The following is a 23977-nucleotide window of genomic DNA, read 5'->3' as shown; positions in this document are numbered from 1 at the left end:
GCGCGGCCATCGGGAGGATCCCATGTCGCACCGCGCCGCCGCCCTCATGCTCGCCTGCTGGACGGGGCTGACGCCCCTGGCCTGCGCCCGCAGCCGTCCCGTGGCCTTCCGGCCCGACCCCCAGGGCGAGGCCTCCGCGGACCGCACCCTCTCGCCCTACTTCTTCGTGAAGGGCGAGGATGCCGCCCTGGATCAGCTGCCGCTGAAAGCCACCTCGGCCAAGGTGGCCATCGCGGGCGTCATCGCCGACGTGACGGTGACCCAGGTCTACCGCAACACCGGCACGAAGCCCCTGGAGGCCCTCTACGTGTTTCCGGGCTCCACGCGCTCGGCGGTCTACGGCATGACCATGCACATCGGCGAGCGGGTGCTGAAGGCCCAGATCAAGGAGCGCGGCCAGGCCCGCGCCGACTACGAGCGGGCCAAGCAGGAGGGCCGCAGCGCCTCCCTGCTGGAGCAGCACCGGCCCAACGTCTTCCAGATGAACGTGGCCAACATCCTGCCCGGCGACGAGATCCGCGTGGAGCTGCGCTACACCGAGCTGCTGGTGCCCACGGAGGGCACGTACAGCTTCGTCTATCCCACGGTGGTGGGCCCGCGCTACGCGGGGAAGGCGGGCACGGAGTCCAGCACGGGCGAGCCCTGGGTGGCCAATCCCTACACGCATGCCGGCGAGAAGCCCGCCACCACCTTCGATCTGGAGGTGAAGCTGTCCGCGGGCCTGCCCATCCAGCGCATGGCCTGCGACACACACAAGACGTCCATCGCCTACGACGGCAAGGCCGAGGCCACGCTGAAGCTCGACCCCAGCGAGGCCCACGGCGGCAACCGCGACGTCATCGTGAAGTACCAGCTGGCCGGGAACGCCGTGCAGTCCGGGCTGCTGCTGGACCAGGGCCCCGATGATGGCCAAGGGGGGAACACCTTCCTGCTCATGGCCCAGCCGCCCAAGCGGGTCACGCCCAAGGACCTGCCGCCCCGCGAGTACGTCTTCATCATGGACGTCTCCGGCAGCCAGATGGGCTTCCCGATCGAGGTCTCCAAGGTGCTCATGAAGGAGATGATCCAGGGCCTGCGGCCCCAGGACCTCTTCAACGTGATGGTCTTCGAGGGCACCTCGGCCTTCTGGTCGCCCAGCGGATCGCGGCACGCCACGCCCGAAGCCACGGCGCAGGCCCTGGCCTTCGTGGGATCCCAGCACGGCGGTGGCGGCACGGAGCTGGGCAGCGCGCTGCGCAAGGCCCTCGGCCTGCCTCGAGCATCCGGCATCTCGCGCACCTTCGTGGTGTCCACGGACGGCTACATCAGTGCCGACGGCCAGGTCTTCGACCTCATCCGGAAGAACCTGGGCGCCGCGAACCTCTTCGCCTTCGGCATCGGCAGCTCCGTGAACCGGCACCTCATCGAGGGCATGGCCCACGCGGGGCAGGGCGAGGCCTTCGTCATCACCCGGCCTGAGCAGGCCGCGGCCGAGGCCGAGCGCTTCCGCGCCTACGTGTCGTCGCCGGTGCTCACGAACGTGAAGCTCACCACGAACGGGTTCCACATCCAGGACCTCGAGCCGCTGCAGCTGCCGGACGTGCTGGCGGACCGCCCGGTGATCTGCCTGGGCAGGTGGACGGGCGAAGCCAAGGGCACGGTCACGCTCTCGGGCATGACCGCCGCGGGGCCCTGGAGCCAGACCTTCGAGGTGGGGAAGGTGAAGGACCGCGACCACGGCGCCCTGCGCCAGCTCTGGGCCCGCCAGCGCATCCAGAGGCTCTCCGACTACGACCAGTTCGGCGCCGACGAGGGTCGCAAGGCCGAGGTCACACGGCTGGGCCTGGCCTACCACCTGCTGACGGCCTACACCTCCTTCGTGGCGGTGGACACCCAGGTGCGGAACGCGGGTGGAGCCTCCACCACCGTCACCCAGCCCCTGCCCCTGCCGGAAGGCGTGTCCGACGCGGCCGTGGGCGGCATGGGCGGCGTGGCCACCAAGACCATGGCCTACGCTCCGGCGCCGCGGATGATGTCCCTGGAGGCGCCCGCCTCCGCGGCGGCGGAAGTCGTGGCCCAGGACCAGGTCCGGCGCGAGCGGGCCAAGGGGGTCAAGGCGGCGCCCCGGCTCCGCATCCTGGCCTTCTCGGGCCTCACGGGGACCTCGGATCCGCGCCACCTGCGGGGCGAGCTGGAGGCCCGGCTCAAGGACCCGGCCGTGGTGGCGGCCCTGGCGGCCATGCCCGCAGGCACCGAGCTGGAACTCCAGGTGGACGCCTCCGGGCAGGTGACCGCCGTGACCTTCAGCCAGGCCTTCCCGGGGGCCGCGAAGGCCCAAACCCTGATCCGGACCTGGCGCCTGCGGACCTGGACCGGCGGCCTGGCGGGGCAACTCGAGCTCACCCTCGGCTGATTTCAATCTTTCGACCCACGCGCATCCCGGGCTTGCCTGGGATGCGCGCTGGCGTGGACCCCCGTACGGGGTACCTTCGAACCATGCGATGGCATCTGGGAGTGACCTTGATGCTGACCCTCGGGGGCTGTGACCCGGAACCCGCCCGGCCCGCCGCCCCATTGGCGGATCCGGTGGCGAATCCGGTGGCAGATCCGGTGCTCGCGCAGGCCCGCATGCGCATGGTGCGCGAGCAGATCGTGGCCCGGGGCGTCGCCGATCCCCGGGTGCTCGAAGCCATGGGCCGGGTGCCCCGGCACGAATTCGTCCCGGCCGCCCAGCGCAGCCAGGCCTACGAGGACTGGCCTCTGGCCATCGGCTACGGCCAGACCATCTCCCAGCCCTACATCGTGGCCTTCATGACGGCGGCGCTGGCTCCGCGGCCCGGGGACCGGGTGCTGGAGATCGGCACGGGCTCGGGGTACCAGGCCGCCGTGCTGGCAGGCCTGGTGGCCGAGGTCTACACCATGGAGATCGTGGAGCCGCTGGCCCAGCGCGCCGAGGCGGACCTCAAGCGGCTCGGCTACACCAACGTGAAGGTCCGCGCCGGGGATGGCCATCTCGGCTGGCCCGAGGCGGCGCCCTTCGACGCCATCATCGTCACCTGCGCGCCCGAAGACGTGCCCCAGGCGCTGGTGGACCAGCTCAAGGTGGGCGGCCGCATGATCATCCCCGTGGGTTCCCAGTGGGGGGCCCAGGAGCTGTACCTGCTGCGGAAGACGGCCACGGGGCTGAGGCGCCAGGGGGTGCTGCCCGTGCGGTTCGTGCCGATGGTGAAAGGCCATTGACGAGGCCGCCATCCCCTGATGAACTGTTTCTATGCATAGAAACAGTCTGGACCGCCTGCCGGAACTGGCCTCGCTCTTCGACGAGGCGCGGGATCCGCGCCTGGTCGAGCAGTTCCTGCGGGAGATCCTCACGCCCTCGGAGATCCACGGCATCAGCTCCCGCTGGGAGCTGGTGAAGCGGCTGGACGAAGGCGAAAGCCAGCGTGCCATCGCCGCGGAGCTCGGCCTGAGCCTGTGCAAGATCACCCGGGGTTCCCGGGAGTTGAAGAAACCCGGTTCGGCCCTGCGGGCCATGCTGGACCGCCACCGACGCCAGGGCTGAGTCCCGTTCCCGTTCAAGGAGTTTCTCGTGTCAAGCCGCGCCATCCTCTCCGACCAGGAGATCCCCCGCCAGTGGTACAACCTCGCGGCGGACCTGCCCCACGCGCCGCTGCCGCCTCTGGGACCCGACGGAAAGCCCGTGAACCCGGAGGCCCTGGCGGCCGTGTTCCCCATGAACCTCATCGAGCAGGAGATGAGCCAGGAGCGCTGGATCAGCATCCCGGACGAGGTGCTGGAGATCCTGCTGCGCTACCGCCCCACGCCCCTGCACCGGGCCCGGGCCCTGGAGGCGGCGCTGAAGACGCCCGCCCGCATCTACTACAAGAACGAGAGCGTGAGCCCCGCGGGCAGCCACAAGGTGAACACTGCCATCGCCCAGGCCTACTACAACAAGGTGGCCGGCATCCGGCGCATCACCTCGGAGACGGGCGCGGGCCAGTGGGGCAGCTCCATCGCCTTCGCCTGCGGGCAGTTCGGCCTGGAGTGCAAGGTCTACATGGTCCGCGTAAGCTTCGACCAGAAGCCCTTCCGCAAGATGATGATGCGCACCTGGGGCGCGGACTGCGTGGCCAGCCCCAGCCTCGAGACGGCGGCGGGACGCGCCATCCTCGCAGAGGACCCCAATTGCACCGGCTCGCTGGGCATCGCCATCAGTGAGGCCGTGGAGGCCGCTGTCAGCGATCCCACGGGCCAGACCCGCTACACCCTGGGCAGCGTACTGAACCACGTGCTGCTGCACCAGACCATCATCGGCCTGGAGGCCCAGAAGCAGCTCGCGGCCCTGGGCGAGACGAAGGTGGACAAGGTGATCGCCTGCGTGGGCGGCGGCAGCAACTTCGCGGGCCTCAGCTTCCCCTTCGTGAAGGAGAAGATCGCGGGCGCCGACATCGACATCATCGCCGTGGAGCCGGCCTCGTGCCCCACGCTCACCCGCGCGCCCTACGTGTACGACCACGGCGACGTGGCGAAGATGACGCCCCTGATGGCCATGCACAGCCTCGGCCACACCTTCATGCCCCCGGGCATCCACGCCGGCGGCCTGCGCTACCACGGCATGGCGCCCCTGGTGAGCCAGACGGTGGTGGAGGGCCTCACCCGGGCCGTGGCCATCCAGCAGCTCGAGTGCTTCGATGCCGCCGTGCGCTTCGCCCGCACCGAGGGCATCATCCCCGCGCCGGAATCCAGCCACGCCATCGCCCAGGCCATCCGGGAGGCGGAGCAGGCCCGCGAGGAGGGCAAGGAGCGCGTCATCCTCTTCAACCTCAGCGGCCACGGCCTCATGGACCTGAACGGCTACGCGGACTTCCTCGATGGCAAGCTCTCGGACCACGCCCTCTCCGACGAGGAGATGGCCCGCAGCCTGGCCTGCCTGGAGGGGCTGCCGAAACCGGCCGCGCGGTGAAGATGCCCGTCTTCACGGGAGAAAGCCCCCACGGTTCCCGGCCGGGATCGTGGGGGCTTTGAGCCTGGCGCGATCCGGTCAGGAGGCCGGCGCCGCGGGGGCCTTCGCAGGCGTGGGCGCGGGTGCGGGCGCGGGTCGGCCGGGGCGGTCCCAGCCGCCGCCCAGGACCTTGTAGAGGCTGACGAGGTTGCCGTACTTGGCCTGCCGGAGGGCGATGAGGCCCTGCTGCGCGGCGTAGTACGACCGCTGGGCATCCAGGACCCCCAGGTAGCCGTCGATGCCCGCGGTGTAGCGGGCCTGGGCGAGGCGGTAGGTGCCTTCCAGGGCCTGCGTGAGCGATTCCTGGGCCGCCAGCTGGTCGTCGAGGGTGCCCCGCTGGGCCAGGGCGTCGGCCACTTCCCGGAACGCCACCTGGATGGCCTTCTCGTACTGGGCCAGGGCGATGTCGCGGTCGGCGTTCGCCGCCTTGAGGTTGGCCCGCCGCGCGCCCGTGTCGAAGATCGGGAGGACGATCTGGGGCGAGAAGGTCCAGGCGTCGGAGCCGGACTGGAACAGCCCGGAGAGCTGGCGGTCCATGGTGCCGACGTTCGTGGTGAGCGAGATCCGGGGGAAGAAGGCCGCCCGGGCCGCGCCGATGTTGGCGTTGGCGGCCTTGAGCTGGTTCTCGGCCATGAGGATGTCGGGCCGGCGGGCCAGCACCTCGGAGGGCAGGTCCGGGGCGACGTCGGCCAGGGCGGTCACGCTGCCCAGCGCGTCGGGCAGCCATTCCGCGGGCACCGTCGAGCCCACCAGGAGCTGCAGCGCGTTCTGGTCCATGGCCACGGTGCGGGTGTACCGGGCCATGTCGCCCCGGGCGGTGTCCACGCTCACCTGGGCGCGGAAGGAGTCGATCTCGGACACGACCCCCACCTCGTACTGCCGGCGGACGAGCTTGTAGGCCGCTTCCTGGTTCGCGAGGGTCTCCTGGGCGAGCTTCAGGCTCTCGCGGTCCGCCGCGAGCGCGAGGTACACGTTGGCCACTTCCGCCAGCAGGGAGACCTGGGCGCTGTTGCGGGCCTGCTCCGTGGCGAGGTACTGCTCCAGGGCCCGGTTCTTGAGGCTCCGGACGCGCCCGAAGAAATCCAGTTCCCAGGCGCTGATGCCCACGTTGGCGGCGTACTGCTCGGCCACGATCCGCTGGCCGGTGCCCGAGACGCTGGCGGGCAGCCGCTGGCGATTGCCGTAGCCCACCGCGTTGACCGTGGGAAGCAGCTCGGCCCGCTGGATCCGGTAGTAGGCGCGCGCCTTCTCGGTGTTCAGGGCCGCGATCCGGAGGTCCCGGTTGTTGCGCAGGGCGAGGTCGAGCACCTTCCGTAGCCGCTCGTCCGCGAAGAAGGCCTGCCAGGGGAGGTCCGCGGCCGGCTGGCCCGAGGCGGCGACGCCCGCCTGGCCTGGCGCGGTGGCGCCCTTGTAGGCGGCGCCCTCCGGCCAGGCTTTCGGAACGGGGGGCTCCGGGGTGCGGTACCGCGGGGCCATGGAGACGCACCCGGTCAGGGCCAGGGTCAGGGCCATGGTGAGGGGAAGGATGGACCAGGCTTTGGGCGACATCATGGCTGCCCCTCCTCGGAAACCGCGGCCTGCGCCGGGGCGGGCTCCTGGGCCTTCTTCCTGAACAGCTGGCTCACCAGGACGAAGGACAGGGGGATGTAGAAGATGGCGATGAAGGTGGCCGACAGCATGCCGCCGACCACGCCGGTCCCGATGGCGTTCTGGGCCGCGGCGCCGGCGCCCCGGGTGAGGGCCATGGGCAGCACGCCGAAGGTGAAGGCCAGGGAGGTCATCAGGATGGGCCGGAGCCGCAGGCGGGAGGCCTCCATGGCCGCTTCGAGGAGGCCAGCGCCCTGGGCCATCTGCTCCTCGGCGAACTGCACGATGAGGATGGCGTTCTTGGCGGTGAGGCCCAGGGTGGTCAGCAGGCCGATCTGGAAGTAGACGTCGCTGGACAGGCCGCGGGACCAGGTGGCCAGGACGGCGCCGAAGATGCCCAGGGGCAGGATCAGCAGGATCGAGAAGGGGATCGTCCAGCTCTCGTAGAGGGCTGCGAGGCACAGGAAGATCACCAGGATCGAGACCGCGTAGAGGGCGGGGGCCTGGGCGCCGGCCTGGCGCTCCTGGTAGGAGAGGCCCGTCCACTCGAAGCCGATGCCCGCGGGGAGCTTCTTGGCGAGCGATTCCATGGCCAGCATGGCGTCGCCGGTGCTCTTGCCTGCGGACGGCTCGCCCTGGATGTTCACCGACGGGAAGCTGTTGTAGCGCTGGAGGTTGGGGGATCCGTAGCTCCATTCCCCGGCGGAGAAGGCCGAGAACGGAACCATCGCGCCGGCGGTGTTCCGGACGTAGAGCTTGTTCAGGTCCTCCAGCTGCATGCGGAAGGGCGCGTCGGCCTGCATGTAGACGCGCTTGACCCGGCCGCGGTTGATGAAGTCGTTCACGTAGGAGCCGCCCCAGGCGCTGGCGAGGGTATCGCTGATGACGGGCAGGGGGACGCCCAGCGCACCGGCCCGGTCCTGGTTCAGCCGGACGTTGTACTCGGGCTGGTCGTCCAGGCCGTTGGGGCGCACGGCCTTGAGGTTGGGATCCTGGGCCGTCAGGCCCAGCAGCTGGTTGCGGGCCTCCATGAGCTTGGCGTGGCCGACGCCCCCGCGGTCCTGCAGCTGGAAGTCGAAGCCCGTGGCGTTACCGAGCTCCAGGATGGCGGGGGGGGCCACGGCGAAGACCATGGAATCCCGGCGCGAGGAGAAGGTGCGCATGGCCCGGCGGATGACGGCCTCCGCCTTCAGCTCAGAGCGGTCCCGGAGGTGCCAGTCCTTGAGCTTGACGAAGGCCATGCCGTTGTTCTGGCCGCGGCCGGCCACGCTGAACCCGCCCACGGTCAGACAGGAGGCGACCGCCTCCTTCTCGTCGTCCTGGAAGTAGTGCTGGACCTCGGACAGGACCTTCTGGGTCTGCTCCAGCGTGGATCCCGCGGGAAGCTGGACGAGGGTCATGATGATGCCCTGGTCCTCCTCGGGCAGGAAGGCGGTGGGCAGCCGCAGGAACAGCACGCCCATGCCGGCCACGATCACGCCGTAGATGACGACGTAGCGGCCCCACTTGGAGAGCACGCGCTCCAGCTGGCCCACGAAGATGTGGTTGAGCTTGTAGTAGGCCCGGTCGAACCACAGGAAGAAGGGGCGCGTGACCTTCCACCCCTTCTCGGCGGCTTCGTGACCCTTCTCGACGGGCTTCAGGAAGGTGACGCAGAGGGAGGGCGTGAGGACCAGGGCCACCACCACGGACAGCATCATGGCGGTGATGAGGGTGAAGGAGAACTGGCGGAAGATGATGCCCGTGGACCCGCCGAAGAAGGCCATGGGGCCGAACACGGCGGACAGCACCAGGCCGATGCCCACCAGGGCGCTGGTGATCTGGCCCATGGACTTCCGGGTGGCCGCCAGGGGCGGTAGGCCCTCCTCGTGCATGATGCGCTCGACGTTCTCCACCACGACGATGGCGTCATCCACCAGGAGGCCGATGGCCAGCACCATGGCGAACATGGTGAGCATGTTGATGGACATGCCCACGTACTGGAGGATGGCGAAGGTGCCCAGGAGCACCACGGGGACCGCGATGGTGGGGATCAGGGTGGCGCGGAAGTTCCCCAGGAAGAGCAGCATCACCAGGAAGACGAGGATCACGGCCTCGATGAGGGTCTTCACCACTTCGTTGATGGCCACGGACACGAAGGGGGTCGTCTCGTAGGGGTAGTCGACCTTCACGCCCGGCGGGAAATAGGGGGAGAGCTCGTTGAGCTTGGCCTTGATGAGCTTCGAGGTGTCCAGGGCGTTGGCGCCGGAAGCCAGGCGGATGAGCATGCCGGCGGCGGGCTGGCCGTCGAGCCGCGTGTCGCTTTCGTAGGATTCGGTGCCCAGCTCCGTGCGGGCCACGTCCCGCAGGCGGATGGTGGAGCCGTCGGGATTGATGCGCAGGGGGATGGCCCCGAACTGCTCGGGCGTCTGGAGGAGCTCCTGCACGTTCACGGTCACGTTCAGGCGCTGGCCCTTGACGGCCGGCAGGCCGCCCGCCTGGCCTGCAGAGATCTGGGCGTTGTAGGCCCTCACGGCCTGCCGGATGTCGTCGGGGGTGATGTGGTAGCCCACCATCTTGTCGGGGTTCAGCCAGATGCGCATGGCGTACTGGGTGCCGAAGGACAGCACCTCGCCGACGCCCTCCACGCGGCTGATCACGTTCTCCACGTTCGAGGCCAGGTAGTCGCGCAGGTCCTCGGCGTTCATGCTGCCGTCCGTGGAGGTGATGGACAGGATCATGAAGATGTTCTTGGTGGACTTCGTGACCGCGATGCCCATCTGCTGCACGACCTGGGGCATCAGGGGCTTGGCCAGCTCCAGCTTGTTCTGGACCTTGGCCCAGGCGGCATCGGGATCGGTGCCGGGCTGGAAGGTGAGCGTGACGCTGCCGTGGCCGGCGGAATCGCTGGTGGCGGACATGTAGAGCAGCCGGTCCAGGCCCGTCATCTTCTGCTCGATGATCTGGGTGACGGTGTTCTCCACGGTCTTGGCGGAGGCGCCGGGGTAGAAGGCGTCCACGGAGATGGAGGGCGGGGCCACGGGCGGGTACTGGGAGATGGGCAGGGTGGTGATGGCCAGGAGGCCCGCCAGCATCATGACGATGGCCACCACCCAGGCGAAGATGGGCCGGTCGATGAAGAAATTGACCATGGACGGCTCCTCTTACTTGCCGGCCGCGGGGGCGGGGGCCGATGTGGGGCTCGGGGCGGGGCTCGGGGCGGGGGTCGAGGCGGACACGACCTTCACGGCCGAGCCCGGGCGGATCTTCTGCAGGCCTTCCACGACCACGCGGTCCCCGGCGGCGAGCCCTTCAAGGACCAGCCACTTCGAGCCGATGGCGCGGTCCACCTTGAGCGTCCGCTGCTCGATCTTGTTGGACGGGTCCACCACCATGGCGATGGCGTTCCCCTTGGGATCGCGGGTGACGCCCTGCTGGGGCACCAGGATGGCCCGCTCGGCCACGCCCTCCTCGACGATGGCGCGGACGTACATGCCCGGCAGCAGGACATGGCGGGGGTTCGGGAAGACCATGCGCAGGAGCTGCGAGCCCGTGCTGGGGTCCACGGTCACATCGGAGAACTTCAGGATCCCCGTCTGGGGATAGGGCGTGCCGTCCTCCAGCAGCAGCTTCACGCGGGCGGAATCCGAGCTGCCCTTGATGCGGTTGGCGGCCAGGTTCCGCTGGATGCCGAGCAGGATGGCGCTGGACTGGGGCGAATCCACGTAGACCTGATCCAGCTGCTGGATGGTGGTGAAGGCGGCGCCCTGGTAGGCCGCGGCCAGGGCGCCGGGCGTCACGCTGGACTTGCCCGTGCGCCCCGAGATCGGCGCGGTGATGCGGGTGTAGCCCAGGTTGATGCGGGCGGACTCGACGCCGGCCTTCAGGGACTGGACCTCGGCCTCGGCCTGCTTGAGGGCGCCGGAGGCGTCGTCGTAGTCCTGCTGGCCCACGGCGTGGACCGCGAGCAGCTCCTTGAACCGCTCGGCGCGCTTCCGGATGGCGGGCAGGTTGGCCTCGGCCCGGGCGAGGGCGGCGGCGGCCGTGTCGTAGGCGGCCTGGTAGGGCCTGGGGTCGATCTGGTAGAGCACATCGCCCTGCTTCACGTCGGCCCCCTCGGTGAAGAGCCGCTGCTGGACGATGCCGTTCACCTGGGGATGGACCTCGGCCACGAGGAACGCGGACGTCCGTCCCGGAAGCTCGGAGGTGATCGCGACCTTTTCAGGCTGCAGGGTCACCACGGAGACCTCGGGCGTGGCCTTCGCCTGTTCCTTCTTGCCGCAACCGATGGTCAGCGCACCTGCCACCAGGACGCCGGCGACGACGATCGTTCCGCCTCGATAGGGAATCTGCATGGGAGTGCTCCAGGAAGGGCTGAGAAAAATCTGGTTGCCTGAGGGGGAATCAGGAACGACGGATCGTCAGTATCAACGCTGACGGAGGCCGTGATAAGTGAAATCAGCCAGGCGGTCGGCCATGACCTCGAGGGTCAGCGAGGGGTCGGCTGAAGTCCAGGCCAGGTGCTTGATCTCGGGCATCAGCGCATGGTGGATGCAGCTGCCATGGAGGGCGATGCCCCAGAAGTCGATCTCCTCGGGGGACAGGTCGGGACGGATGGCCCGGAGGCAGGCCCGGGCTTCACGGACGTAGGGCTCCATGCGCGCCTGGAGGAGGTCCTTGACCTCGTGCCGGGGGGCCTGCAGTTCGTTCATCCACAGGCGGCAGGCCGGTTCCCGCAGGGGATCCGAGGTGTCGAAGTGGGCGTCCACGCCGCGGAGGACCCTCTGGATGTGGGCACGGAGGCGCGCCCGCCCATCCTGGGGATCCACCGTGGCCGGGTCCGGGGGGCTCCCGTCGCCCGTCTTGGCGGCGAAGTGGGCCAGCACGTAGCGGAAGACCTCCCGGTACAGCCCCTCCTTGCTCTTGAAGTAGTAGGAGATGAGCGACGAGTTCTTTCCGGCCATGGAAGCCACGAGCCGGATGGAGGTGGCTTCGTAGCCGTACTTGGCGAAGCAGGTCAGGGCCGCCTCGATCAGGGCATCGCGGGTGTCGGGGGATGGGGTGGCATCGGAGGGGCACATGCGGCATTCACCCTTAGTCGTTCGACCGACCAATAGAATCAACCGATCGAGCAATTTTGGCAAGATCGATTTCAAAAAACATATAATTCAAACAATTAATCTACTTGTTGGTTTAAGTAAAATTACACTGTGTTGCTAAATGCAATAATAAATATTGATCAATCGTACTAACAAATCGAATGAGGTCACGGACCATCGCCTTCCATCCCGACTGCCTCGCTGGCCGGAGGCCCCCTTTCCCCGGGACCTCAGGCTCGGCCCCCAGGGCAGGTCGGCCCATTCCGCCAGCGACCTCGAAAACAGAGCCGCCCCGGCATGGCGAAGGCCCACGTGGGACCGCCCGGGCCAGCGCGGATGGCACCTCGGACACCGGGAGCGGCGCTTCTTCACCCTTCGCGGGAGATCGGCGGGCTGGTCCTCAGGCCGTGCAGACAGAAATCCACCAGCAGTTCCGCCTCCTGGAAGTGGCTGCCGAAGGGTGGGTACTCGCCCCACAGCACCTTGTTGAGGCCCGACATGGTCCCGTGGCCGGCCACCTGGCCCATGATCGTGGCGCCGAGGAAGGCCACCTGCGCGGCGTTCAGCTCCGGGCGGAGCACCTGGATGCAGTCCCGGATCAGGTTGGTGGCGGGGCCCAGGTACTGCTGGATGAGCGGGCGGAGGCTGGCCCGGGGGGAGCGGAACTCCCTCACCCAGAGGCGGGCCCGATGGTCCTGGAGAGGCCTGGCCGCGACCGCATCCGGGGCCGCCTGCTGATACATGAAGTGGATCTGCTCCCGCAGAAGGCGGATGGCCGCCTGCGGGTCCCGCTGCTCCAGGCCCGAGGACAGCGCGGGATTCGGGAGCTGCGGCGTGGAGGTTTCGAAGATGTGCTTGAACACCTCCAGGTACAGCCCCTCCTTGTTCCCGAAGTGATGGGAAAGGAGCGAAAGGGGCCGGCCCGCCTTCTCCGCGATCATCCGCATGCTCGTGCCGTCGAATCCGTGGTCGGCGAAGCACACCAGGGCAGCCTGGAGCAGCGATGTGCGCGTGTCTGAGGTTTTGGGTTCCATGCTGGACCCCAGGATAGCCATACTTCCCTCCGATCCGCGGGGCGGACTGGCCGGGCATCAGGGACCGTTTCCGGGGCCCCGCTCGACATCTTCGGGTTCTGGGATCTGATCGGCGCACTCAGCTCAGCTTCCGGTGCGGCCTGAGTCCAGAGAGAGTGGCGCCCCTGCAATCCCACTCGGAGGTTCGCCGTGCTCCGTATTTGATCTCGACCCATCAGGGGAGGATTCGAACGCGTCTGGCTTTGCCAGCCGCCGGTCCCGCTTCGGCGTGCCATCAAGGCACGCCTCGGGCGGTCCCACTCGGAGGTTCGAATCCTCTCGACCCGAAGGGTCGAAACACCAGAAAAAGGGGCCCGGATGGGCCCCGTTTTCTGGTGTTTTGGTCGGCGCGAGAGGATTCGAACCTCCGACCCCTACCACCCCAAGGTAGTGCGCTACCAGGCTGCGCCACGCGCCGTGAACCATTGACTCTAGACCGGGTGGGGCCTCAGGTCAAGGTTTGACTGGATGGGACAGCCGTTCGTACAGGGTTCGCACGGACTTGAGGATGGGCTGGAGGTCGGAGCTGGTCCGCAGAAGCCGGGGGATGGTGGGCTTGGGCTTCACGGCGGGGGCCGCGGGAAGCTCCTCCGCGTCGAGGCCGAGATCGAGGCGCTGCACGAGGTGGCCGTGGGCCAGCAGCTCGGCGCAATCGGCCACGGTGAGGCCTTCGGCCAGCCAGGCCTTGATGCGCCTCAGGCGGGGCAGCTCGTCCACGTGGTAGTAGCGGAGGTTGCCTTTGCTGCGCCGGGGCTTGATGTCCGGGATGACGTCTTCCCAGTAGCGCAGATCCTTGGGGCCGACGCCGATGAGGATGGCGGCTTCTCCAATCTTGAACCACTTCTTGTCACTCACGGCCTGCCTCCGGCCGTCGTGATTCGCTCCCTGTGGGGGCCCCGCTCCGGGACCCACATGGTCGCGAGAGTCTTGAACCGCTTCTTGTCCGCCATCGGGACCCTGCCTAGCTCTCCCTGGGCTCGATGCCCAGGGCCTTGAGGCGCTTGTAGAGGTTGGAGCGGTCCACACCCACGCGCTCGGCGACGCGGGTCATGTTGCCGTTCTGCAAGCGCAGCTCACGCTGGAGGTACTGGGCCTCGAACCAGTCGCGGGCCTCCTTGAGGCTGGGGAACTCGGGAAACGAGAAGGGATCGGGCTCGGCCAGATGGCGGGTCGCCAGGGGGCCCAGGTCGCGGGGGCCGATCTCGGCGCCGCGGCCCAGGATGACGGCGCGCTCCATGAGGTTCTTCAGCTCGCGCACGTTGCCCGGCCAGTCGTGGCGCAGCAGGGTGTCCTTGGCCTCGGGGCCCAGGTGCCGGGGCGGCCGCCCGTACTGGCGGCCGATGCGGCTGATGAAGGACTCGGCCAGGGGCAGGATGTCCTCGGGGCGCTCGCGCAGGGGCGGGATGCGCAAGGGCACCACGGCGAGGCGGAAGTAGAGATCCTCGCGGAAGCGGCCCTTGGTGATCTCGCCGGCGAGGTCCTTGTTGGTGGCGGCGATGACCCGCACGTCCACGCCCACGGCGCCGCCACCGCCCACGGGCTCCACGCGGCCCTCCTGGAGGGCGCGCAGGACCTTGGCCTGGGTCTTCAGCGACATGTCGCCCACTTCGTCGAGGAACAAGGTCCCGCCGTCCGCCTCGCGGAACTTGCCCTTCTGGTCGCGCACGGCGCCCGTGAAGGCGCCCTTCTGGTGGCCGAACAGCTCGCTCTCGATGAGCTCCTCGGGGATGGCCGCGCAATTCACCTCCACGAAGGGGGCGTCCTTGCGGGGGCTCTGCTGGTGGATGAGGCGGGCCACTTCCTCCTTGCCGCTGCCGTTCTCGCCCGTGAGCAGCACGCGGCCCTCCGTGGGCGCCACCAGGGCCACGTCGGCCATGAGCCGCTTCATGGCGGGGCTGTCCGCCAGGAAGAAGCGCCCACCCTCGACCGCGGCATGCAGCCGCTGGTTCTCCTGCTCCAGCCGGGACTGCCGCAGGGCGTTGCCGGTCACCAGCAGGAGGCGGTCCAGGTCGATGGGCTTCTCGAGGAAGTCGAAGGCGCCCAGCTTGGTGGCCTGGAGGGCCGTGTCGATGCTGGCGTGGCCGGAGATCATCACCACGGGCAGGTCGGGACGGATCTGCTTGGCCTGCTTCAGCGTCTCCAGACCGTCCTGGCCCGGCAGCCACACATCGAGCAGCATGAGCTGGATGCCCTCGCCATCCGGGTTGTGGAGCAGGTCGATGGCCTGCTCGCCCCGCTCGGCCTTCACCACGTGGTAGCCCTCGTCCTTGAGGGCTTCGCCCAGGGACCGCCGGATGCCCGGCTCGTCATCCACCAGGAGGATGGTCGTGGGGACAGTCATGGCTCCATGCTGGACGCGGGGCAAGCCTTTGTCCAGCAGGGGGTTGCCTAGATTTCCGCCAATGCCTTCTCGGTTTCCGGCAGCAGGGCAGCGGCCAGTTCCGAAGCGGCCAGGTAGTAGGGATGAGCCTGCACCTGGGGCAGCTGCTCGGCCACCACCGCCGTGAAGGGGCGCAGGTGCTCCCGGATCAGCCGCTGGGCCAGCGCCGCGAAGCGTGACCGCTCGGCCAGGTCACCTTCGATCACCTGGGCCAGGAGGTAGCCGAGGCAGGAGAGCTCCAGGCCCAGGTGATCGGGCGGAATGCCGAGGTCCTCCTGGAGGCTGATGTCCGCCTCGTCATAGATGGCCTTGAGGGGCCCGAGCACTTCGGGAGCCATGTGGTGGCCCCGGGCCTGGACGGACTCGAAGAGGTGGACCGTGTCCGTGTCCTTGGCGTGGAGGAATAGCCGGGCGTATTCCACGGGCTGGTCCGTGGCGGCGAGGGTGGACCCCGCCATCCGGCCCAGGGGCGACGCCAGGGAGGGGCTGGCGCAGCCGTCCTGCAGCTGCTCCAGCCCCTCCTTGAGGTCGGCGTCGGGCTCCAGGAAGGCTTCGGCGAGGATCTGGGCGAGGTCCGCCAGGAGCGCGAGTGACATGAGTGATCCTTCCTAGCGGAGCAGCCCCATCCGGTGGAAGCTGCTCACCTGGCCAGCGTAGACGAAGATGTACCGGAGCAGGAAGCCTCCGAAGAGCACGAGGCCGGCGGCGGTCAGGGCCATGCGGCGGCTGCCGTGGAACTCGTGGCCCTTGAAGATGCTGGGGAAGAGCTCGTAGACCTCGATGGCCAGGGGCACCAGGAGGCCCAGGAAGAGGAAGAACACCCAGAAGACCACGGTGTAGGGGCCGCCCAGGATGAGGGTCAGGGCGTCCTTCACGGCCTGGGAGGAGAGCTGCCCGTGGATGATGTAGGGCAGGATGATGAACAGCTCCAGGGAGATGAACACCACGTCCAGGGTCACCAGGAACTTGGTCTCGTGCTTCTCGATGGGGTTCTTCCGGTCCAGCAGCATGGCGAGCAGGAGGGCCGCGGAGCCGCTGGAGAGGGCGGAGAACAGGAACATCTGGGCCACCAGGTTGGTGTTCCAGAACGGCCGGGCCGAGACGGCGCCCAGCAGCACGCCGGTGTAGATGCCCACGCCGATGGAGAAGGGGAATCCCACCATGGCGATCTTCTCGCGCCAGGAGGAGATGTCCACGTTCAGCCGGTGCACCTGCTTCCAGGTCGCGGGGACCTTGCTGAAGATCCACTTGCGCTCATCCTCCTTCAGCCAGGCGAAGAGGTAGACGAAGGCGATGAGGGTGAAGATGGTGAGCAGGTAGGAGCCGATGGACATCGGGCTCTGCCAGCGGAAGTGCAGGAACAGCTTGTAGAAGCGGTACCAGTTCCCCAGGTCGAGGATGAGCAGGCCGGAGCCGATGGCCACGGGCCACGGAGCCAGCAGGGCGCCCATGCGGGCGACCTTGGCGTAGACGGGCTTGTCGTCGACGGTCAGGTAGTTCGCCAGGCCCGCGGCGAAGAAGAGCCCCGCGGAAAGGCCACCCAGGAACAGGTAGACGACGATGAGGAGACCCCAATTGAACTCGTGCATGGCTTCCTCCTAGAGCAGGTAATAGAGTTGGGGGCCGTTGCCCGTCTGGGGTTCCTTCACGCGGTAGCGCCGCGTGGAGAGCAGCTCGTGGATCCGGGCGGTCGGATCCTCCAGGTCGCCGAAGACGCGCACCTTGGAGGGGCAGGTCTCGACGCAGGCCGGGATGTCGCCCTTGTCCACGCGGTGGCTGCAGAAGGTGCACTTGTCCACCACGCCCTCCTCCTCGTTGAAGTAGCGGGCGTCGTAGGGGCAGGCGACCATGCAGTAGCGGCAGCCGATGCACTCGTCGTAGTTCACGAGGACGATGCCGTCCTTGCGCTGCCAGGAGGCCCCGGTGGGGCACACGCGGACGCAGGAGGGATCCGCGCAGTGGTGGCACTGCTCAGGCTCGAAGTTGATGCTCAGCTTGGGGTACTCGCCCTTCCGCTCCTCGTTGATGCGGTTGCGGAAGTTCCCCACGGGGACCTTGTTCTCGGCCTTGCACGCCACGACGCAGGCCTTGCAGTTGATGCATTTCCTGGAGTCGATGACGAGGGCGTAGCGCTTCTTCTTGATGGCCATGGTTCACCCTCCTCAGGCGTTCGCGACTTTGACGAAGGTTTCGTGGAAGGCCGCGTTCCCGGAGACCTTGTCCCAGGCCGTCTCGAGGATCACGGCATCGCTGGCGCCCACGTTGTAGACGAGGCTCTGCATCTTCGACTTCTTGCCGAAGCCGTGGAGCATGAACACGCAGTCCGGGCGGATCTCCTCGGTGACGCGGGCCTTGAGCTTCACGCTGCCCACGCTGCTGCTGACCGTGACGTAGCTCCCGTCCCTGATCCCCAGCCGTTCCGCCGGCTTCGGGTTGATCCAGAGGTCGTTCTCCTTCATGAACTCGTGCAGCCAGACGTTGTTGGACTGGTTGGCGTGGGTGAAGTAGCCCACGCGGCCCAGGATGAGGCGGAACTGGTCGTTCCTGGGCTGGGGCTGCGCCGTGTAGACGGGCAGCGGATCGTGGCCGGCCTCCTGGAGGCGGTCCGAGAAGAGCTCGATCTTGCCGCTCTTGGTGACGAAGCGGTGGTCGGGATTCAGCGTCTTCCCGTAGCTGGGCTGGCCGCTGGCGGCCCAGACGCCGTGCTTCTTCATGTGCTCGGCGGCCATGGGGATGGGCAGGTCCTTGAACTCCGCCTCGACCCACTGGTCGATGGTGTAGTCGAAGTAGTCGCCGAGGCCCAGGCGCTTGGCGAGGCCCTGGACGATCTCCAGGTTCGGCTTCGTGTCGTGGATGGGCTTCACCACCTGCTGGCGGTAGACCACGGCGGGCCAGATGCCGGGCATCACCTCCACGGGATCCGTGCGCTCCAGGTAGGCGCTCTCGGGGAAGACCACGTCCGCATACCAGGCCATGTCGCTCATCTGGACGTCGATGACGCCGATGAAGTCCATCTGCTCGATCATCTTCATGGTCTTGGACTGGTCGGGCAGGGAGTTCATGGGGTCCTGCTTGTAGACCATCCAGCCCTTCACGGGGTAGGGCTTCCCGCTGAGGACGTTCTCGCGGAGCTTGAGGTAGACGCCGTCGCCCTTGGCGGCGAGGGGGAAGGCGGTGTCGATCTCGTCCACCCGGGGGGCCTTGGGCTCGTCCCAGGGCATGAACAGGAACTCGCCCTTCGGCAGCTTGGCGTTGGGCACCATGCCGCCCATCTGGTCCCAGTTGCCCACGATGGCGTTGAGGATGGCCTGGGCGCGGCGCATCTGGAAGTCGTTCTGGTACCACGAGGACCGGCGGCCCGCGTAGTAGAGGGCCCGGGCGCCGGCATCGGCGAACTCGCGGGCGATGCGGACGATGTCCGCGGCGGGGATCTCGGTCTCCTTCTCGGCCCACTCCGGCGTGTACTGCTTCACATGCTCGGCGAGCTGGTCGAAGCCCGTGGTGTAGGAGGCGACGAAGTCCTTGCTGTGGCGGTTCTCCTTGATGATCACGTGGATCATGGCCAGGATGAAGGCCAGGTCGCTGCCGGGCTTGATGGGGTACCACTCGTCGGCCTTGGCGGCGGTGACGGTGAAGCGGGGGTCCAGGTAGACCAGCTTGGCCTTGCGCTCCATCACCCCGCCGATGAGGTCCATCGTGTCGGGCGTGATGATGCTCTCGAACCGGTTGGCGCCGGACATGATGACGAACTTGCTGTTCAGCAGGTCGAAGCTCGGGACCGTGCCGAAGGTGGCGCTGTAGGCCAGGTTCACGGAGGCCAGGCAGAGCGTAGGATGGCGCACGATGTTGGGCGATCCGAAGGCCAGGCCCAGGTTCTTGAAGAAGACCTCCTGGAAGCCCTCGGTGGAGGACCAGAGGGTGCCCTGCGGGCCGTACTTGTCCTTCACCTCGGACAGTTTCTTGGCCGCGAAGTCGAACGCCTCGTCCCAGCTCACGGGCTTCCACTTGCCCTCGCCGCGCGCCCCCACGCGGATCATGGGCTGCTTGATGCGATCGGGGTCGTAGACCTGCTTGATGGCCGCGTTGCCGCGCGCGCACAGCATGTCACGGGATTTGGGGTTCTCGGGGTTGGGGTTCAGCTTCTTGACGAAGCCGCCCTCGACCACGGCGATGGCCGAGCACTTGTTCGGGCACAACTCGCAGGTGGTCGGGATCTCCTTCGTTTCTGCGGCGGAGCTGCGCCCCTTCTTGAAGTATCTGAGGCATCCCACCTGTGTGGCGGCGACGGCCCCCGCGGTGGCGCCCGCGCTTTTCAGGAACAGCCGGCGATCCATGCGAATCGTTCCCATCGTGGTCTCCCTGGTGATGCGAGGAAGGGTGGTGGAGGATGGGCCGGAGGGTCGCCCCCCCGGCCCGGGTGTTTCAGACGCTAGAAATGCACTTCGATGGAGGCGTAGAGGTTCTTGACCGTCTCCGGGTAGGCGTACTGGAGCATGGGGTTGTTGCCCAGGTTCATGGCGGAAACCCAGTCCTGGCCGGGCTGCACGGAGGGGCCGATCTGCCAGCCGCTCATCGCGGTGGTGTACTTGTAGTCGATGTAGCCCAGCCGGAGAGCGGCGTTATGGGCGAACCGCCACTGGATGTAGCCTTCCCACACGTCGCCGCGGGCGCCGAGCTTGTCGGTGTACTCGCCGGTGGCGGGGGTGTAGGTCCACCAGCGCGGAGAGCCGTGGTTGAACTCCACGCCCATGCCGAAGGTCGGGGTGGGGTCGTAGCGCATGCCGGCGTAGTAGGCCGTGGCGGTCTGACTATTGACGGGGTCGCCCATCAGGCCGCCGAAGCCGGACAGCTGCACGGTGTTGCCGCCCATGGAGGCTGGCATGGTCCAGTAGGCGCCGTACTGCGAGACCTGGCCGTTCGGATGGCTCTTGAGATATCCGCCGCTCACGAAATAGGTGAACGTGTCACCTATCTTGTGCTTCCAGGTGGCGGTGAACTGATCCATGTCGCCGAGGTTGGCGGTGGCGGTGACGTACTGAGTCGAGGGCGTCTGGCCGGGGATCGGGAAATTGATGGTGTTCCCGAAGGGGATGTCGGTCATGTTGCCCATGCGGTTGTAGCCCAGGTAGAGGTTCGCGCTCTGCACGGACTCGCCGATCTGGAAGAGCAGGGGCATGTCGAACATGGCGCCCAGCACGGTGGTGTCCTTCAGGGGCCCGATGTTGCCCACAACCGGCGTGATGGCCGAGGGGTTCGTCCCATTGAAGTTGGTGAAGTTCATGCCCACGATGGTCTGGTTGGACTTGACGTTTCCGCCGCCGCCGAAACCGCTCTCGTAGCCCACGCCGTAGCAGAAGCCGAGCAGGGTGCCTTCAGGGAAGCCGATCTTGTCGAGCTGGAACTTCCAGCCGATGCCGTCGATGGTGGCATTCACGGCCAGGGCCTGCGGGGTGGCCTGACGCTCGCCGCCCTCGCGGACTTCGAACGGCGGGCCATCGGAGGTGTTCTGGCGGCCGATGGACAGGATGCTGGCGACCGAGTTGAAGTGGTAGACCAGGCTGGCCCGCTCCACCCGCAGCGCATCCGTGGCCGGAGTCTGGCCGGTGGTGAAGGACGTGCTGATGGTGTTGGGCGAACCGTTGAAGGTGGGCACATCCGCGCCGCCATGGATCTTGTACATCACGAGCCGGCCCATGATCTTGGCGTTCTCGTTGATGGTGATGCCCATGTTCAGGCGGAGCCGGGTGGACCACTGGACGGAGTTGGTCCAATCCTGTGCGCCGACCGGCTGGGCGATGGGCGCGAAGGGGTACGGATTGGAGGCGCTGGGGGTGTTCTGCATGAACCCCATGAACTGGGTGTAAGGCTTGAAGTGCTGCTGAGTGCTGTCGAAGCGGGTGCGGAGTTCCCCGCCCCACTGGATGTTGTCGCCGGCGACCTTGGTTTCGACCTTGGTCAGGCGGGTGTCCACTTCCTGTGCGGCGGCGGCCTTCTCTTCGACGGCCTTCAGCTGGACCTTCAGCTGCTCGATCTGCTTCTGCAGGTCCTGGGCGGACTGGGCGCTGAGGGCCGCGGGCGCCAGCATGGCGACGAGGGCGAGCGCGATTCGGGAGTTCATGGTGTGTGTCTCCGGGGTGGGGGGTTGAGGGGCAGGGGTCGGAGGAACGCTGGATGGACGGAGATCAGCCGCCGCAGGTCTCGGGCTGCGGAGAGTCGGAGGCGTGGTTCACGAGGAAGGTCTGGATGTCCTTGACCTGCTCGGGCTTCACGACGGAGTCGATCTTCTCGGCGCCCTTCTTGTGCTTGCCGGCGGCGAAGTAGGCCTTCCACTGGGCCTGGGTCTTGGAGAGGGGGGTGATCTCCTTGGCGGCGCTGCCGGGGGTGTGGCAGGACTTGCAGGTCTTCTTGAAGAAGAATTTGCCCTTGGTGTCGCTGCCGCCCTGAGCGGCGAGGGGCACCGTGAGCGCCGCGAGCACGGCGAGGAGCTTCAGGGTGTTCCGCATGGAGCACGTCCTTTCTGGGGTGGGTGAGGGAGGGATGGCGCCCGGCCAGGCAGGCCGAAGGCACTGGATCCCGGGGATCCTGTGGGAGCTTGCTACGGGCGCGGTTGAGAGCGCCGCTGAATAGAGGATGAACGGGTGATTAACGAGGTCAAGTCGTACGTGACTATGGTCACCAATAATTAAATAACCACTAAGTAATTTGAATGAAAACCTTCGATTGGCATGGATCTGGAACCTCCCATGGGAGCTGGAATGGACTGCTATCTTGAGGGTTGCGAGGCCCTCCATGGATGCATCCCGTCCCCTCCCCACCCCCGAGCAGGACGCCGCGGTGACCCCGGTGATGGGGCCCTCGCTGAAGCGGCAGGTGCTGGTCTGCACCGCCAAGAGCTGCACGGCCAACGGCTCCGAGGCGGTGCTGGAGGCCTTCAAGGCCCACCTGATCGAGGAGAACCTGCTGTTCTACAAGGGCAACCGGGAGGGCGAGGTGCAGTGCATCCACTGCGGCTCCGTGGGCTTCTGCGCCATCGGCCCGGCGGTGCTGGTGTACCCGGACGGCATCTGGTACGCCCACGTCACGCCCGCCGATGTGCCCGAGATCATCGAGAGCCACCTCAAGGGCGGCGTGCCCGTGGAGCGCCTGGTGCGCAAGCGGCTGGGGTGAGGTTTCTCGCGGCCCTAGCCCCTAGCCCTCATCCTCGAAGGCGCGCCGCTCTTCCGGTGTGTCCACGTCCAGCCACTCGGGGCCCTCGGCGGGCAGGACCAGGTGCGGCAGGGACTCCGCCAGGGCCATGAGCGAGCGGGACGTCGCGGCGGCGATGGCCGGGCGGAGCGCGCTGGCGACCCATCCGCCCAGGGGCTGGAGGTGGCCCTGATGGCGCGCCATCACCCAGTGGAGGGCCTGGGGATCGGCGGCCTCGGCACGGCGGGCCCAGGCCTCCAGGCGCTCCGGTGTCCAGCGCACCTGGTCACAGGCCAGCACCCACCAGCGGCGGGCGGCGGGCACCTCCACCGCGGCCCAGGTCCGGAGGGCGACGGCCGGTCCTTCACGACGGTCCTCCACCACCGTCAGGTCCGGGCGGTCGGGCAGGGGCTCTCCCAGCACCTGGACGGGTCCTTCCGGGAACACGGCCTCGAAGACCTGGACGAGGCGCGCCCCCCAGGAGCCGCCCGCCGGGTGCGCCAGGGCGTGCTTGGCCTCGCCCATCCTGCGGCCCCGGCCGCCGCTCAGAAGCAGCAGGCCGGCGCGCTGGGACTTCATCCACCCACCTGCCACATGCCGCTCGTGAGCACCGGGGCCTCCCCGCGGCGCATGGGGTGGCAATCCAGCTTCTCGGTGAGGGCCTGGCGGACGAGCCGCGCGAGATCCTCGTGCGAGGCGTGGTTCCGCAGGGGCTCCAGGAGATCCGCGGGCTTGTTCCCGAAGAGGCAGGCCTTCAGCTCGCCGCGGCTGGTGAGCCGCACGCGGTTGCAGCGGTCGCAGAAGTCCGCGCTGAGGGTCGAGATGACACCGACCTTGCCTTCGCTCCCTGCCAGCTTGAAGATCCGCGCTGGACCTTCTTCCAGGCCCACCACCGGCTCTTCCTCCAGGGGTGTCCCGAGGCCCTCCTGGACGGTGCGCAGGATCTCGCCGGCGGGCATGAACTGGTCCCGCCCCCAGCCATTGCCCTGGTAGGGCATGAACTCGATGAAGCGCACCTGGATGCCCTCCGCCTGGGCCAGCCGGGCGAGGGGGACGATCTGGTCCTCGTTCCAGCCCTTCAGGACCACCGCGTTCAGCTTGGTCTTGAGGCCCGCGGACCGGGCGGCTTCGATCCCGGCCAGCACGCGGGACAGGCCATCCTTGCGGGTGAGGCGCTCGAAGGAGCCGCGCTCCGCGGCGTCCAGGCTCACGTTCACACCGCACAGGCCCGCGTCCCGCAGGCCCCTGGCCCGGCGGGCCAGGTGGATGCCGTTGGTGGTGAGGTGCACCCGACCCTCCACCTCGGGGCTGATGCCCGCGACGATGGTCTCCAGGTCCCGGCGCATCAGGGGCTCGCCGCCCGTGAGGCGCACCTTGCGGATGCCCAGGCTGGTGAAGACCTGGGCGATCTGAACCAGCTCGTTCCGGCTCATGGCCGGGGGGGCGGCGCGCTCCTGGGCCCCGGTCCTCGGCTTGCAGTAGACGCAGGCCAGGTTGCACTGCTCGGTCACCGAGATCCGCAGGTAGGTGATGGCCCGGCCGAGGCCGTCCTTGAGGCCATCCTTCAGCCTGAGCATCCGGGGGGGCTGGCTGTTCATCGGCATGGGGAAAGAGGGGGGCACAAAGTCTCCGGGTCCACCCAGGATGCGCGGAACGGCCCCGACCTGCCTGAGGTTTATGCCCTCGGTCACAG

The 23977-nt window shown here is 68.0% G+C and carries 20 protein-coding genes and 1 tRNA gene; 5 read left to right on the top strand and 16 right to left on the bottom strand.

Features of this window, described 5'->3' with window-relative positions:
* The first annotated feature begins 22 nt into the window (after positions 1-22).
* The 4 genes from MLE42_RS03940 (at position 23) to MLE42_RS03925 (ending at position 4942) form a co-directional block, all read left to right on the top strand.
* Positions 23-2392: a VIT and vWA domain-containing protein gene (locus MLE42_RS03940; RefSeq protein ID WP_243286583.1), complete on the top strand. Its 2370-nt coding sequence runs from the start codon at positions 23-25 to the stop codon at positions 2390-2392.
* Positions 2393-2505: 113 nt separating this feature from the next.
* Positions 2506-3219, top strand: a complete 714-nt coding sequence (locus tag MLE42_RS03935; RefSeq protein ID WP_420843075.1) for a protein-L-isoaspartate(D-aspartate) O-methyltransferase — start codon at positions 2506-2508, stop codon at positions 3217-3219.
* 31 nt (positions 3220-3250) lie between these two features.
* Positions 3251-3541 carry a Trp family transcriptional regulator gene (locus tag MLE42_RS03930; RefSeq protein WP_243286581.1) on the top strand — a complete coding sequence of 97 codons (291 nt, stop codon included), beginning with the start codon at positions 3251-3253 and terminating at the stop codon, positions 3539-3541.
* 27 nt (positions 3542-3568) lie between these two features.
* Positions 3569-4942, top strand: a complete 1374-nt coding sequence (locus tag MLE42_RS03925; protein ID WP_243286580.1) for a TrpB-like pyridoxal phosphate-dependent enzyme — start codon at positions 3569-3571, stop codon at positions 4940-4942.
* A 78-nt stretch (positions 4943-5020) separates the two neighbouring features.
* Here the strand turns inward: MLE42_RS03925 and MLE42_RS03920 are convergent, their stop codons facing one another.
* The 14 genes from MLE42_RS03920 to MLE42_RS03855 form a co-directional block, all read right to left on the bottom strand.
* Positions 5021-6532, bottom strand: a complete 1512-nt coding sequence (locus MLE42_RS03920) for an efflux transporter outer membrane subunit (RefSeq protein ID WP_275975700.1) — start codon at positions 6530-6532, stop codon at positions 5021-5023.
* Positions 6529-9699, bottom strand: coding sequence for an efflux RND transporter permease subunit (locus MLE42_RS03915; RefSeq protein WP_243286579.1), 3171 nt, complete (start codon positions 9697-9699; stop codon positions 6529-6531). The genes MLE42_RS03920 and MLE42_RS03915 overlap by 4 nt, the downstream gene beginning before the upstream one ends.
* 12 nt (positions 9700-9711) lie before the next feature.
* Positions 9712-10902, bottom strand: a complete 1191-nt coding sequence (locus MLE42_RS03910; protein ID WP_243286578.1) for an efflux RND transporter periplasmic adaptor subunit — start codon at positions 10900-10902, stop codon at positions 9712-9714.
* Positions 10903-10974: 72 nt separating this feature from the next.
* Positions 10975-11628, bottom strand: coding sequence for a TetR/AcrR family transcriptional regulator (locus tag MLE42_RS03905; RefSeq protein WP_243286577.1), 654 nt, complete (start codon positions 11626-11628; stop codon positions 10975-10977).
* Between the two features lie 386 nt (positions 11629-12014).
* Complete coding sequence (locus MLE42_RS03900; protein WP_243286576.1) at positions 12015-12680, bottom strand: TetR/AcrR family transcriptional regulator; 666 nt, start codon at positions 12678-12680, stop codon at positions 12015-12017.
* Between the two features lie 380 nt (positions 12681-13060).
* Positions 13061-13137 (bottom strand) — tRNA-Pro (locus MLE42_RS03895).
* Positions 13138-13172: 35 nt separating this feature from the next.
* Positions 13173-13574 carry a MerR family transcriptional regulator gene (locus MLE42_RS03890; protein WP_243286575.1) on the bottom strand — a complete coding sequence of 134 codons (402 nt, stop codon included), beginning with the start codon at positions 13572-13574 and terminating at the stop codon, positions 13173-13175.
* A gap of 106 nt (positions 13575-13680) precedes the next feature.
* Entirely contained in the window at positions 13681-15060 is a 1380-nt protein-coding gene (locus tag MLE42_RS03885; protein WP_243286574.1) for a sigma-54-dependent transcriptional regulator, read from the bottom strand.
* Positions 15061-15107: 47 nt separating this feature from the next.
* On the bottom strand, positions 15108-15695 hold the full coding sequence (locus tag MLE42_RS03880; RefSeq protein ID WP_243286573.1) for a molecular chaperone TorD family protein: 588 nt from the start codon (positions 15693-15695) through the stop codon (positions 15108-15110).
* 12 nt (positions 15696-15707) lie between these two features.
* Positions 15708-16688, bottom strand: coding sequence for an NrfD/PsrC family molybdoenzyme membrane anchor subunit (gene nrfD, locus MLE42_RS03875; RefSeq protein ID WP_243286572.1), 981 nt, complete (start codon positions 16686-16688; stop codon positions 15708-15710).
* Positions 16689-16697: 9 nt separating this feature from the next.
* On the bottom strand, positions 16698-17249 hold the full coding sequence (locus MLE42_RS03870; protein WP_243286571.1) for a 4Fe-4S dicluster domain-containing protein: 552 nt from the start codon (positions 17247-17249) through the stop codon (positions 16698-16700).
* Positions 17250-17261: 12 nt separating this feature from the next.
* On the bottom strand, positions 17262-19448 hold the full coding sequence (locus MLE42_RS03865; RefSeq protein ID WP_243286570.1) for a molybdopterin-dependent oxidoreductase: 2187 nt from the start codon (positions 19446-19448) through the stop codon (positions 17262-17264).
* Positions 19449-19528: 80 nt separating this feature from the next.
* Entirely contained in the window at positions 19529-21217 is a 1689-nt protein-coding gene (locus MLE42_RS03860; protein WP_243286569.1) for a DUF3373 family protein, read from the bottom strand.
* A gap of 64 nt (positions 21218-21281) precedes the next feature.
* The gene (locus MLE42_RS03855; protein WP_243286568.1) at positions 21282-21602 is read right to left on the bottom strand and encodes a c-type cytochrome; all 321 of its coding nucleotides are present in this window, start codon (positions 21600-21602) and stop codon (positions 21282-21284) included.
* A 286-nt stretch (positions 21603-21888) separates the two neighbouring features.
* On the opposite strand from MLE42_RS03855, the gene MLE42_RS03850 reads away from it, so the two are divergent.
* Positions 21889-22266: a (2Fe-2S) ferredoxin domain-containing protein gene (locus MLE42_RS03850; protein ID WP_243286567.1), complete on the top strand. Its 378-nt coding sequence runs from the start codon at positions 21889-21891 to the stop codon at positions 22264-22266.
* Between the two features lie 21 nt (positions 22267-22287).
* Here MLE42_RS03850 and MLE42_RS03845 read toward each other — a convergent pair whose 3' ends face one another.
* Together MLE42_RS03845 and moaA are read right to left on the bottom strand one after the other, a co-directional pair.
* A complete protein-coding gene (locus MLE42_RS03845; RefSeq protein ID WP_243286566.1) occupies positions 22288-22863 on the bottom strand; it encodes an NTP transferase domain-containing protein in 576 nt (191 codons plus the stop codon).
* Positions 22860-23906, bottom strand: coding sequence for a GTP 3',8-cyclase MoaA (gene moaA / locus MLE42_RS03840; protein ID WP_243286565.1), 1047 nt, complete (start codon positions 23904-23906; stop codon positions 22860-22862). The genes MLE42_RS03845 and moaA overlap by 4 nt, the downstream gene beginning before the upstream one ends.
* Positions 23907-23977: the final 71 nt, after the last annotated feature.

It is taken from the genome of Geothrix terrae, from assembly GCF_022808775.1.
In the GTDB taxonomy this organism is placed as follows: Bacteria; Acidobacteriota; Holophagae; order Holophagales; family Holophagaceae; genus Geothrix; species Geothrix terrae.
This window is presented reverse-complemented; position numbering and strand designations above follow the sequence as displayed.